Here is a 12221-nt window from a genome sequence, read left to right on the forward strand (position 1 = left end):
TCACCTTATATCCAGCAACCGCTCCAGATATTGCCGCTCCGTCTCCGGTGATGAATTCATGCCGAGACGGCGGCGGATTTCGTCGAGAATTTCGCGGGCGCGCTGGGTGTCGATCTCGTCTGGCACCTTCACCTGGCCGCCAAAATCCTGCCCGGCATTCTGCTGGCGGCGGCCGAGCGGGTCGCGGCCGTTCTGGCCGTATTGCGGCACGCCTTGACCTTGCCCTGGGCCCTGACCCTGGCTTTGCATCTGCTGCATCATATCCGACGCGCCGTCACGCAGCGCCTGCAGCGCCCGGCCCTGGTTGCCGACGGCCTGTTCGCCTTGTCCCTTGCCAAGAGCGCCTGAAGCGCCCTTCATCTCGCGGCCGGCCTCGCCAAAACCCTTGCCGGGCTTGATGCCCATGCCTTCAAGGCCCTTCTGCAACTCGCCGAGCTGCTTGCCGAGTTGGTCCTGCTGCGCCTGCATGTCCTTCAGCGCCTGCTTCAGCTCCTCCGCCGTCATGTTATCGAGCGGACCGGGCTGCTGAGTATTGCTGTCCTGCTGCTGGCCGGGCTGCGGTGGCATGTCCTGCCCGAACAGTTCCTGGTCCTCGCCATCCAGCGGATCGCCGCGCTGCATGCGGTCGCGCATGGCCTGATCGTATTTGAAAGTCTCGTCCATCAGCCGCTGCTGCTCCTGCATCAGCTGGCCGAACTTGTCCATCTGCTTGCGCATCTCGCTGTTCTCCTGGCCCTGCTGCTGTTGCTGCGGCCGGCCGGCCTGGAGGTTGTTCATCATGCGCTGCATCTCGGACAGCATCTGGCGCGCCTGATCCTTGGCGCCGGATTTGGCGAGGTTCTCGATCTGGTTCATCATCTTTTCCAGATCCTGCTGACGCAGCAAATTGTTCTGGTTCGGATTGGCCGCCACCTGCGGGTTCTTTGCCGCCTGCTTGGCCAGCGCCTCCATGTAGTCCTTCATAGCATCGCGCAGTTCCTGCATCAGCTTGGTGATTTCCTCGTCCGATGCGCCCTTTTCCAGCGCCTCTGACAGCTTCTGCTGGGCATCGCGCAGCCGCTTGTCGGCCAGCGCCATGTCGCCACCTTCGATGCCGAGCGCGATATCCCAGAGATAGCCTGCCGCATCGCGCAGCATGTCGTCATTGCGCGCCAGCGCCATGCGGGTACGGGCCGACTGCAGCAACAGGAAATGCGTCAGGTTCGGGATGGTTTCGTCCGGGCGGACGGACAGGGCGTCGTTGAGATCGATGGCGCGCGGCAGGTCGTTCGCGTTGAGCGCAAACACCTGGCGCTCTTCGGCAACGGCGTCTGCGAGCGGCTCGAAGAAGGGGCGGGCAGGCAGGATCATGTCCTGCGGCACGCTGCGGCCTTCCTGACCGGCGGCATCCCTGGCAACCAGCGTGACACGGACGCGTTTTCCCGACAGTGGATGCTCACTGAGGTTGCGGCTGGTCAGGCCCTTTGCCTCGCGCGCATTGCGTTTGGGCAGGTCGAGACGATATTCCGGCAGTGGGTACAGCGGCCGCGCGTCGGCTGCCTGCTTGTCCAGAGGGACGATCTCGGCCCAGGCATCCTGAATGCCGTAGTCGTCCTTGGCTGCAAAACCGATTTCAAGCGCAGCGTTGACGGTCGTGTGTGGAATGCCGTCGAAGGCGATATCCGGAACGCTGTCCGGGATCACCGTGAAGGCCCATTGTTCGCCACCGACGGAGAGCGAACCGTCCTTGGTGATTTTCATCATATGGGTGTTGCTGCCGGGTTTTGCCGGATCAGCGGGCGCTGCTTCGGCGACGGCCTTCCCGTCCTTGCCGGGCTTTGGGGTTTGGGCCGCGATGACCAGCGGCTGGGCCGCGCCGTTTTCCAGATAGGTAACCGGCGCTTCCTGGCCGCCGCTGGTAATGCGCACGGTCAGTTCGCTGAACTGCGGGATGCGCAGCGGCTCGGTACTGTCGGTTGCCTGCTCCGTGCCTTGCCGGCCGGTGAGGAAAACCGGTGCCCGGCCGGTATAGGCCGGCGGCGTCACCCAGGCGTCGATGCGGATATCCGGGGTGGCGGCGATCTGCTGCGGCGGGTGGAAGGCATCTGAAATCAGGCCGGCCTTGTTGGAATAGGAATAGGCAAAGGCGACGCAGGCAAGCAGGACCGGAACGGCGCGCAGGCCGTAGCTGTCGGTGCGGGCAATGTCCGGTTTCGGCAATCCTGCTTCCAGTGCGCCGATCATCCGCGCCATGCGCGTCTGATGTTCCTGCCACAGAGCCAGGCCGAAAGCGCCGCTGGTGGCGGGTTGATCGTCCTGGACGCGGATGGCCTGATGCGGCAGGGCGTTGCGCTCCTCCAGCATCCGGTCGGCTTCGGTATTGCTAGGAATGCGGATGCGAAGCAGCGGGATCAGAAGGATGATGAAAGCGGCTGCGAAGGCAACAAGGGTGGCCACATGCACCCAGCCGGGGACCGCGCGGAAAAACCCAAACCAGGTCACGGAGAGAAACAGCAGCACGGTGGCCATGAGCGGCAAGGCGCGGGGTGCTGCCTGCTCGATGACGAGAACGAGGCGCGCAAGCGTCCGCTTGACTGCAAGGCTTCGTATAAAACCTGCCGCCGCCGTCGAGCTGTCCCGCCGGATTTCCGTCATCCGTTCCCTTTCAACGTTTGAAACGTGCCTTTGAAGGATAACACTCTTTGTGGCGAAGACGAGGGCGGCAACGCAATCGTGATCGATTTCACTGCGTGACGCGGCTCTGTCAACAGCGGCAGGTGGGCCGCCGCCGATCTCTCGTCAATCGAGCCAGTCAGGCACCGAATCGAGACCGATCAGGTCTTCATAGGTCGTGCGCGGACGAATCACATGGAAACGATCGCCCTTGACCAGCACTTCTGGCACCAGCAAACGGCTGTTATAGGTGCCAGCCTGCACCGCCCCATAGGCGCCCGCGGTACCGACCGAGATCAGGTCTCCGGGCTTCGGCATGGCCATTTCCCGGTCGAGTGCCAAGTAGTCGCCGGTCTCGCAGACCGGGCCGACGATATCGGCCTTGATGCGCGGCGCGTTGGCGGCCGATATGCGTACCGGCTGGATCTCGTGATAGGCCTCATAGAGCGTCGGGCGGATCAGGTCGTTCATGGCGCCATCGACGATGACGAAGGTTTTCGAGCCGCCGTCCTTCACATAGATGACTTCCGTGACCATGATCCCGGCATTGCCGACGATCAGCCGGCCTGGCTCCATGATGATCTTGCAGCCGAGTTCGCGCAGCTGGTCCTTGACGATCGTGGCATAGGCATCGGGCAGTGGTGGCGGGTTATTGTCCGTCTTGTAGGGAACGCCAAGGCCGCCGCCGACATCGACATGAGCGATCCTGTGGCCATCGGCGCGCAGCGTGTCGACCAGTTCGCGCAGCAGCTTGAAGGCATCGGCGAAGGGCTGCAGCTCGGTGATCTGGCTGCCGATATGCATATCGATGCCGGTGACCTGAATACCGGGCAGGGTCGCGGCATGGGCATAAACGGCGCGGGCGCGTTCATAGGCGATGCCGAACTTGTTTTCCTTCTTGCCCGTCGAAATCTTCGCATGGGTCTTGGCATCGACATCCGGGTTGATGCGGAAGGAGACATGCGCCTTCTTGCCTTCGCGCACGGCGCGGGCATTGAGCACTTCCAGTTCCGGCTCGGATTCGACGTTGAAGCAGTAGATGCCGGCGTCGAGCGCCAGGTCCATTTCGGCGGCCGTCTTGCCGACGCCGGAAAACATGATGCGGTTTGACGGAATACCCGCTGCCAAGGCTCTGCGCAGTTCGCCGCCCGACACTACGTCGACACCGGCGCCCAGACGTCCGAGCGTCTTCAGCACCGCCTGGTTGGAATTCGCCTTCATCGCATAGCAGACCATCGCGTCGATATCGGCGAAGGCCTTGGAGAAGACCGAATAGTGTCGTTCCAGCGTTGCGGTGGAGTAGCAATAGAACGGTGTGCCCACCGCCTTGGCGATGTCGATGACGGAGACGTCTTCCGCAAACAGAATGCCGTCACGATATTCGAAATGGTTCACGAGTGTGCCCTGTTACAGGAGGGGGTCGAGGAGGAAGGGCTTGCCCTGCGCTTCATCTTGTTTTTCGACGCTGCCGGGTGCCGCTTTGGTGTTGACCGGCGCGGAGGAACCCGGGCGATCGAGATCGCCCTTGCGGCCGCAGCCGGACAGCGTCAGGCCGGTTATGGCAAGGGCTGAAAGCAAAATGGTGGTGTTTCGTGACAGCATCGATGGTTCCCGGTCCGGGCAATCAGCCCTTCTGCGCAAATTCGTCAAAACTCATATCGGCTTTTCAGGGCATTGTGCACCCTGAATCTTATGCTCAATTGCGGGTGCGCCACCAGGCGATCTGCCTGCGCACTTCGCTCGGAGCTGTGCCGCCGAAGGATGTGCGGCTGGCAACCGAGGCCTCGACGGTCAGCACGCCGAACACCTTGTCGGTGATGTCCGGGTGGATCGCCTGCAGGTCTTCAAGAGAAAGCTCGGCCAGTTCGCAGGACTTCTGCTCGGCCAGCGCCACGGCGCGGCCGGTGACATGATGGGCGTCGCGGAAAGGCAGGCCCGCTTCGCGCACCAGCCAGTCGGCAAGGTCGGTCGCGGTGGAGTAACCGGAGCCGGCAGCAGCCTTCATCCGGTCCACCCGGATCGTCATGTCGCGAACCATGCCGGTCATCGCGGCAATCGCCAGCTCCAGGCTCTCGGCCGAATCGAACACCTGTTCCTTGTCTTCCTGCATGTCCTTGGAGTAGGCGAGCGGCAGGCCCTTCATGACGGTGAGCAACGCGATTAGCGAGCCGTTGATACGGCCTGTCTTGGCGCGCACCAGTTCGGCGGCGTCCGGGTTCTTCTTCTGCGGCATGATCGAGGAGCCGGTGGAAAAGGCATCGGACAGGCGCACGAAGCCGAATTGCGGCGTCGACCAGATGACGATCTCTTCGGCCAGCCGCGACAGGTGCACGGCGCAGATCGAGGCGATCGACAGAAATTCCAGCGCGAAGTCACGGTCGGACACAGTATCGATCGAATTGCGGGTCGGCTCGCGGAAACCGAGCGCCTTGGCGGTCATGTGGCGGTCGATCGGAAATCCGGTGCCGGCAAGGGCGGCGGCCCCGATCGGGCTTTCGTCCATGTGTTCGATGGCGTGGCGCACACGCTGCCTATCGCGGCCGAACATTTCGACATAGGCCATGCAGTGATGGCCGAAGGTGACGGGCTGGGCCGTCTGTAGATGAGTAAAGCCGGGCATTACGGTTTCGGCATGCTCTTCGGCGCGGTCGAGGAAGGCAGCAATCAGGCCTGTCAGCATGCCCTCGCATTTCTGCAGCTCTTCCTTCACCCACAGGCGGAAATCGAGCGCCACCTGGTCGTTACGCGAGCGGGCGGTGTGCAGGCGTCCGGCCGCCGGGCCGATCAGTGCCGCAAGCCGCGCTTCCACGTTCATGTGGATGTCTTCGAGCTGGCGGGAGAATTCGAACTGGCCGCTTTCCATCTCTGACAGGATCGTGTCGAGACCGTGAACGATCTTGTCTTTATCCTCTGCCGAAATGATGCCTTGATGGGCCAGCATGGTCGCATGCGCCATTGAGCCGCGGATGTCCTGGGCGAAAAGCTTCTTGTCGAAGCCGATCGAGGCATTTATCTCCTCCATGATCGCCGCCGGTCCTTGAGCAAAGCGACCGCCCCACATCTGGTTGGAGCTTTTGGTTTCAGAAGTGCCGTCAGCCATGAAGATGCCCGCCCTGGAGAATGACCCGTTTTGGAAAATGAAGTAAACGACAGACAAAAACGCTTTCCGCCTGCCAGACTGGTGATGATCGCTGCCCTCGGAGGGCTGATCGCCGGTGCGGCAGCGGTATACGTCAGGGAAAGCGGGTCTGGCAATGGTGTGGCGGTGGAAACCGCCGGTGCAAAGACCTGCGAAGCGGCAAAAGACAAGGTCGCAGCCATCACGCCGTACCTCAAAGGTCAGGTCGCCGCCATGGCCCCGGTCAGCGAGCCCCGGCAGCTGTCGGGCTTGAATTTCAAGGGCAAGGACGGAAAGGAGCTGACGCTCGCCGATTTCGGCGGCAAGACCGTCCTCCTCAATCTCTGGGCGACATGGTGCGTGCCCTGCCGGGAAGAGATGCCGGCCCTCAACGCTTTGCAGAAAGCCGCGGGCAGCGACACGTTCGAAGTCGTGGCTGTGAACATCGATATCGGCGATGATGAGAAGCCGACGGCATTCCTCAACGAGACCGGTGTGCACGAGCTTGGCTATTACCGCGATGCGTCGATGGGCGTCTTCAACGCTTTGAAAAAGGAAGGCCTTGCGTTCGGTCTGCCGGTGACGCTGCTGATGGATGACAAGGGCTGCCTGATCTCGTCGATGAACGGGCCTGCCGCGTGGGACAGCGACGATGCCAAGGCGCTGGTAAAGGCCGCAACCGGCGGGGTCTAGGTTTTCGCTCAAGCGCCGGTGCGCAATCCGGCCGGCTGGAAACGCTGCCGGTATTGCGCCGGGCTAAGACTGGTGATGCGCTTGAACAGGCGGCGAAAGAAGGTCGGGTCTTCGTACCCGACCTCGGCGGCGATGCCGTCAATGCTGTCGCGGGTGGTTTCCAGCATCTGCTTGGCTTCTTCGATGCGGATCGCCTGCACATAATCGACCGGGGTATAGCCGGTCGCCTTGGTGAAGCGCCGCTTGAAGGTTCGTTCGGCTAAGCCGGATTGCTCCACCATTTTCGTCACCGGGTTCGGTTTCGGGTAGTGATCGGCGATCCAGCTCTGGCTTTCAGCGATGACGGCATCGTCGTGCTGGCGCGGGCGGGTCATCGCGGCAAAGGGCAATTGTCCGCCGCTGCGATCCCCGATCAGAAAGATCTTTGCAGCGCGCATCGCCTCCGCCGATCCGCAATAGCGTCCGATCAGATAGAGCGACAGGTCCTGCCAGGACGATGCGCCGCCGGCGGTCAGCAGCCGGCCCTCATGGCCGCTGTCACAGAGAATGCGGTCGGGCCGGAACCGAACGGCCGTATAGCGGTCGCGAAACAGTTCGGCCGCACTCCAGTGCGAAGCCGCGTCGCATCCATCGAGCAGGCCTGCCTCGGCAAGCAGAACCGAGCCACTGCAGGTCGAACAGACCAGCGCACCTCTCGCAAGGGCTGCCTGCACCCAGGCGATTTCCTCCGTCCACCTTCCTTCCGGACTGCCCCGAAGCGGCAGTTCGATATCGCAGACGATCACGACATCGGCGTCATTGTCGTCCGCAATGGCTGCTTGCGGCGTAATCGGAACACCGATGACGGACGTGAACGGTTCGTCGGACTTCGAAACGATGCGCGGGACAATGTCGCGAACCTTCTCCGTTTCACCGGTCAGCTGCGGCCAGATTTTTCCAACTGAACCAAGCACCTCATAGAGGCCATAGACCGCCATAGGCGCTGTTTCCGGCAAGACCAGAATGCTGACGCGCAGTGGAGGAGGTGTGAACTGTTTTGGAAACATCTTGGCAATTTGGCACGTATGCCCCGGTTTTGTCCATCCTGCCACTCAAGCGCCCGGCGGCGAGCGGCTAGGGTTCCCTTGTCTTCAACAAGCCCCAAGGGAATAAGCCCATGATTATGCCAAACATTGATCACGCTACCATCATTCTTGAACGCAGCCTGACCGCTACCCCATCGGAGGTCTTTGCCGCCTGGTCAAACCGCGAGGCGCTTCTTGACTGGAGCGCGCCGGGGGATGGGTGGGACATGGCCTATCGGGCTTTCAACTTTCGCGTCGGCCATACCGATGTCCTGACATTCGGCCCGGTCGGTGCGGAGCCGTATGTCAACACGGTCCACTATCACGCCATTCGCGCCGATCAGTTCATCGTCTACTCAAGCACGGTTTCGCACGAAAACGGCCTGCTTTTTGCAGGCATGGTCTTGCTTGAGCTCGTTGAGACGGCCAGCGGGACGGATTTCAGGCTGACCGAGACGGGCTTCTATTTGGAGGGCGACAGCCCGGAAGGCCACAAGGAGGGCTGGGCCGCGATGCTCGATGGCTTGACAGCCTATCTCGGCCGCGCAGGCCGGGCCGCCTGAAACTAGCTCATTCGCAAGGAAGGACTTTAAGATGAAATACTACTATTCTCCGGGCACCAGCGCGCTGGCAGGCCACATCGCCCTTCTCGAAGCCGGGTTTGAACCGGAACTGTTCAAGGTCGATATCATGACGCACACGATCGACCGCACGGGGGACTATCTCGCCGTCAATCCGAAGGGTTACGTGCCGCTTCTGGAAATCGAAGCCGGCGTGCCGCTGACGGAAACCGTGGCGATCCTCGACTGGATCGATCAGCACACTGCAGGCCATGAAGGGGCAAGGGGAACGGAGCGGCATCGTCTGCTCGAGACGCTGGCATTCCTGTCGACCGAGGTACAGAAACCTTTCGTCTTCTCGTTCTTCCTGCCGGGCGACGAAGCGGTTGCGATGCTACGCGGCATGGTCGAGGAGCGTTTCGTTCTGATTGCCGGACAGATGACGGAGCGGTATGTGCTCGGACCCCGGTTCAGCGTCGCCGATGCTCTGCTCTATGTCACCCTGCGCTGGGCGCGGATGATCGAGATGCCGGTTCCCGAAAGGTTGCTTGCCTATATCGCCGATGTCGAGGCACGGCGTACGGTTCAGCGCGCGCTGTGGGAAGAGGGGCTGATCTAGCCTTGGTTCCTCCCCGCCGGAGCGGGGTCAGGCACTCATGAGGAAAGTGACACGGCTCTTGTTTTTCGGTGCGGCTGTGGCGATGCCATTCGTTGCCATGGCAAGAATCGTGGCGGCGGGAACCGGGCGGGAATAGACGAACCCTTGTCCCTCTCGGATCCCCAGCTGCAGCAGCGCGGTGATCTGCTCCTCCGTCTCGATCCCCTCGGCAACGACGATCATGCCGAACTTCGTTGCCAGTCCGGCCAGCATTTCCACCAGTTCCGACGATTTGCGATCAAGCGTGACGCCATCGACGAACAACTTGTCGATCTTCAGGTAATTGGCACCGAGCGCATGGATGGCGGACAGGCCGTTATGGCCGGTTCCCGCATCGTCGATGGCGACGCGCATGCCGGCATCGTTGAGCTTACTGGTGACGATGGCTGCACGTGCCTTGTCGGCAATGGCCTGCCGTTCAGTGACTTCGACGACTAGGGCGCGGTGGGGAAGGTTGAAGCGGGTGGTGTTGTAAACCAGGCTCTCAACAAAATTTTCCGTCAGATACTGGTCTGGCGTCACGTTGAAGGTCAGCTTGAGCTGGGTTTGCACCTGGAGAAGCCCGCCAAGCTGATCTCCCGCCTGCCGCAGCAGTTCCATGGTCAATCGTTCGATCCGGCCGCTGCTTTCGGCCAGCGGAATGAAGGCCAGCGGCGGGATCATCGTGCCGTCCGGTTTGATCCACCGGGCCAGCATTTCAAAGCCGAGAAGTTTTCGGTCCTCAAGATCGAAAATCGGTTGGAAATACGGCTGGATCTGGCCACTCGCCAAGGCCCGGTCGAGTTCACCGAGAATGGACGTGTTGCGCATCACGCCGCGTGCCGCCAGAAAGCCGAAGCCAAGGCCAAGGGCCACCGCAATCGCGGCCAGCTCCGGTGACACCGTCTGGTTCCATTGAGCAAGAGCGGCCGCATCGACCCTCATGCTGAACGTGATGGGATATTTGGCGGACATCTCGTCGAAACTGACGAGATTGGCACCCTCGGTGGACCATTTTCGCTCTGGACGATAGCTGGCGAAGGACGAGCCGTCCGCAAGGGTCAATCGCATCAGCGCGCTGTCGCGCAGTTGTTCCGGCAGGATGGCGAAGAGCAGGCCACCGGTTGCGAGAATCTCGGTTAGGTTTTCGTCCTGCCCGTATTGCCAGCGCACGCCCAGCCCCGTCCAGCCGGGAAAGCCAAGCGAGAACAGCGAATAGCCTGGGCTTTTGGTGCGGTTGCGCTTTGCACTTGCGATCGACTGCTCAAGCGCTTCGTTTTTTTCGTCATAGCTCCAGCAGGTGCCGTCCTTCGTTTCCAGCCGGATGTTCTTCATGATGCTGGAGCCGTACAACGCCTTGCTCATCGCCATCGGATCGACGGTTGCACGGGAGGTGCTGCGATTGACGATGACGTCGCTCATTTTCATGGTGGCGGAATCGATCGCCAGCTCGGTGCGTGCCACCGTATCAATGGCGAGCTGCCGCAACTGTTTCTCGTTCCAGGAGGTGATGAAGGCTGAGTGAACGTAATAGAGGACGCCGACGAACAGGCCGGTAAAACACAGCATGAAAGCTGCGAAGCGTAGTCTGCGCTGAACTGTCATGGCCCGGCCTTTTGCTAAGGCTCGGACCGTGAACGAAACAGGTTAAAATCGGTTGAATGGTTCTACCGCTGATTTAGCAGGTGAAGCGCTTTAGCGTGTCGGAACGGGCACTTCGCCACGGTAGTCATAGAAACCGCGGCCGGATTTGCGGCCGAGCCAGCCGGCCTCGACATATTTGACCAGCAGCGGGCAGGGGCGGTATTTGGAATCCGCCAGCCCGTCATGCAGCACCTGCATGATTGACAGGCAGGTGTCGAGCCCGATGAAATCGGCGAGCTGCAACGGTCCCATCGGATGGTTGGCGCCCAGCTTCATCGCCGTGTCGATGGCATCGACGCTGCCGACACCTTCATAGAGCGTATAGATGGCCTCGTTGATCATCGGCAGCAGGATACGGTTGACGATGAAGGCCGGGAAGTCTTCGGCAACGGTGATCGTCTTGTCGAGTGAGGCGACGAATTGTTTGGCAGTGGCGAAGGTGCCTTCTTCGGTGGCGATACCGCGCACCAGTTCGACCAGCTTCATCACCGGCACCGGGTTCATGAAATGGATGCCCATGAAGCGTTCCGGCCGGTCGGTCGCGGATGCGAGCCGCGTGATCGACAAAGAGGATGTATTGGTGGCGAGAATGGCGTCGGCCTTCAGAACTGGACAGATCTGGCCGTAGATCTTGCGCTTGACGCTTTCGTCTTCGGTGGCTGCCTCGATCACCAGGTCCATCGGCGACAGATCATTGATGTCGGCGGAGCCCTTGATCAGCGACAGCGCCTTCTTGCGCTCCTCGTCGGTCAATTTGCCGGAGGAAACCTGACGTGCCATGTTGCCGTTGATGGTTGCAAGGCCGGCTTCAACGCGGTCGGCCGAAATGTCGTAGATATGCACCTTGTAGCCGGCCGAAGCCGATACCTGGGCGATGCCGCAGCCCATTTGTCCAGCGCCAACAATTCCGACATTCTTGATCATCGAACCGATTTTCCATCATCCATACGAAAGGCCGATCGCGCTTCCGTTCGTGCAAAAAGCAAAACGCCCGGTGAGGCGAGGTATTCGCATGTCAGTGATAAAGGCATCGCGCCCACTTTTCCAGCCTTTATTCATGGTGGAAGTGATTGTGGGTTAAGGAAAGACGTTGCTTCTAAAACGAAAAACGGCCGCGCAGGGGTGCGCGGCCATCAGTAGCCTTGTCAAAAAGATCAGAGTGCTTTTTCAAGCTCCGGCAGGATCGTGAAGAGATCACCGACGAGGCCGTAGTCGGCGACCTGGAAGATCGGGGCTTCCTCGTCCTTGTTGATGGCGACGATGACCTTCGAGTCCTTCATGCCGGCCAGATGCTGGATGGCACCGGAAATGCCGACGGCGATATAGAGCTGCGGCGCAACCACCTTGCCGGTCTGGCCGACCTGCCAGTCGTTCGGGGCATAGCCCGCATCGACCGCAGCACGGCTTGCGCCGACGGCAGCACCGAGCTTGTCGGCCACCGGCAGGATGACTTCCTGGAACTTTTCCGCAGACCCGAGTGCGCGGCCGCCCGAGATGATGATCTTGGCCGACGTCAGTTCCGGACGATCCGACGAGGACAGTGCGTCCTTGACGAAGGTCGAGAGACCGGGGTTTGCGGCAGCCGAGATGGTTTCGACCGAAGCCGAGCCGCCGTCGGCAGCCGAGGCAAAGGACGCCGTGCGCACGGTGATGACCTTCTTGGCCTCGCCCGACTGTACCGTCTGGATGGCATTGCCGGCATAGATCGGCCGCTTGAACGTGTCGGCCGAAACCACTTCGGTGATTTCGGAGATCTGGGCAATGTCGAGCAGGGCTGCGACGCGCGGCAGGACGTTCTTGCCGGTCGAGGTGGCGGCCGAGATGATGGTGTCATAGGACCCGGCGAGCGATAC

11 protein-coding genes are annotated in these 12221 nt (G+C 61.2%); 3 read left to right on the top strand and 8 right to left on the bottom strand.

What is annotated here, in order from left to right:
• The 4 genes from ACP7E0_RS19560 to argH all read right to left on the bottom strand — a co-directional run bounded on the left by ACP7E0_RS19560 (position 1) and on the right by argH (position 5752).
• Positions 1-2634 (bottom strand): TIGR02302 family protein, encoded by a 2634-nt coding sequence (locus ACP7E0_RS19560; RefSeq protein WP_426127005.1) that lies wholly within the window; start codon positions 2632-2634, stop codon positions 1-3.
• Between the two features lie 144 nt (positions 2635-2778).
• Complete coding sequence (gene lysA / locus ACP7E0_RS19565; RefSeq protein ID WP_426127006.1) at positions 2779-4047, bottom strand: diaminopimelate decarboxylase; 1269 nt, start codon at positions 4045-4047, stop codon at positions 2779-2781.
• A gap of 12 nt (positions 4048-4059) precedes the next feature.
• Complete coding sequence (gene lptM, locus ACP7E0_RS19570) at positions 4060-4254, bottom strand: LPS translocon maturation chaperone LptM (protein ID WP_426127008.1); 195 nt, start codon at positions 4252-4254, stop codon at positions 4060-4062.
• 94 nt (positions 4255-4348) lie between these two features.
• Positions 4349-5752, bottom strand: a complete 1404-nt coding sequence (gene argH / locus ACP7E0_RS19575; RefSeq protein ID WP_426127009.1) for an argininosuccinate lyase — start codon at positions 5750-5752, stop codon at positions 4349-4351.
• A 30-nt stretch (positions 5753-5782) separates the two neighbouring features.
• Here argH and tlpA point away from each other — a divergent pair, with 30 nt between their 5' ends.
• On the top strand, positions 5783-6463 hold the full coding sequence (gene tlpA / locus ACP7E0_RS19580) for a thiol:disulfide interchange protein TlpA (protein ID WP_426127011.1): 681 nt from the start codon (positions 5783-5785) through the stop codon (positions 6461-6463).
• An 8-nt stretch (positions 6464-6471) separates the two neighbouring features.
• On the opposite strand, the gene ACP7E0_RS19585 is transcribed toward tlpA, so the two are convergent.
• A complete protein-coding gene (locus ACP7E0_RS19585; RefSeq protein WP_426127013.1) occupies positions 6472-7440 on the bottom strand; it encodes a GlxA family transcriptional regulator in 969 nt (322 codons plus the stop codon).
• Positions 7441-7619: 179 nt separating this feature from the next.
• Here ACP7E0_RS19585 and ACP7E0_RS19590 point away from each other — a divergent pair, with 179 nt between their 5' ends.
• Both ACP7E0_RS19590 and ACP7E0_RS19595 read left to right on the top strand, forming a co-directional pair.
• Positions 7620-8090, top strand: coding sequence for an SRPBCC domain-containing protein (locus ACP7E0_RS19590; protein WP_426127015.1), 471 nt, complete (start codon positions 7620-7622; stop codon positions 8088-8090).
• 31 nt (positions 8091-8121) lie between these two features.
• Positions 8122-8706 carry a glutathione S-transferase N-terminal domain-containing protein gene (locus tag ACP7E0_RS19595; protein WP_426127016.1) on the top strand — a complete coding sequence of 195 codons (585 nt, stop codon included), beginning with the start codon at positions 8122-8124 and terminating at the stop codon, positions 8704-8706.
• A gap of 27 nt (positions 8707-8733) precedes the next feature.
• On the opposite strand, the gene ACP7E0_RS19600 is transcribed toward ACP7E0_RS19595, so the two are convergent.
• The 3 genes from ACP7E0_RS19600 to ACP7E0_RS19610 form a co-directional block, all read right to left on the bottom strand.
• Positions 8734-10329, bottom strand: a complete 1596-nt coding sequence (locus ACP7E0_RS19600; RefSeq protein ID WP_426127018.1) for an EAL domain-containing protein — start codon at positions 10327-10329, stop codon at positions 8734-8736.
• 90 nt (positions 10330-10419) lie between these two features.
• The gene (locus ACP7E0_RS19605) at positions 10420-11292 is read right to left on the bottom strand and encodes a 3-hydroxybutyryl-CoA dehydrogenase (protein ID WP_426127020.1); all 873 of its coding nucleotides are present in this window, start codon (positions 11290-11292) and stop codon (positions 10420-10422) included.
• A gap of 230 nt (positions 11293-11522) precedes the next feature.
• A partial coding sequence (locus ACP7E0_RS19610) for an electron transfer flavoprotein subunit alpha/FixB family protein (RefSeq protein WP_426127022.1) occupies positions 11523-12221 on the bottom strand: 699 nt, incomplete at its 5' end.

This window comes from Pararhizobium sp. PWRC1-1 (genome assembly GCF_049897905.1).
In the GTDB taxonomy this organism is placed as follows: Bacteria; Pseudomonadota; Alphaproteobacteria; order Rhizobiales; family Rhizobiaceae; genus Pararhizobium.

What these genes read in the sequence shown, in the direction of transcription:
- ACP7E0_RS19600 (WP_426127018.1), bottom strand. Translation starts at nt 10,329, where the DNA reads ATGACAGTTCAGCGCAGACTACGCTTCGCAGCTTTCATGCTGTGTTTT.
- argH (WP_426127009.1), bottom strand. Translation starts at nt 5,752, where the DNA reads ATGGCTGACGGCACTTCTGAAACCAAAAGCTCCAACCAGATGTGGGGC.
- ACP7E0_RS19595 (WP_426127016.1), top strand. Translation starts at nt 8,122, where the DNA reads ATGAAATACTACTATTCTCCGGGCACCAGCGCGCTGGCAGGCCACATC.
- lptM (WP_426127008.1), bottom strand. Translation starts at nt 4,254, where the DNA reads ATGCTGTCACGAAACACCACCATTTTGCTTTCAGCCCTTGCCATAACC.
- ACP7E0_RS19560 (WP_426127005.1), bottom strand. Translation starts at nt 2,634, where the DNA reads ATGACGGAAATCCGGCGGGACAGCTCGACGGCGGCGGCAGGTTTTATA.
- ACP7E0_RS19590 (WP_426127015.1), top strand. Translation starts at nt 7,620, where the DNA reads ATGATTATGCCAAACATTGATCACGCTACCATCATTCTTGAACGCAGC.
- ACP7E0_RS19585 (WP_426127013.1), bottom strand. Translation starts at nt 7,440, where the DNA reads ATGGCGGTCTATGGCCTCTATGAGGTGCTTGGTTCAGTTGGAAAAATC.
- ACP7E0_RS19605 (WP_426127020.1), bottom strand. Translation starts at nt 11,292, where the DNA reads ATGATCAAGAATGTCGGAATTGTTGGCGCTGGACAAATGGGCTGCGGC.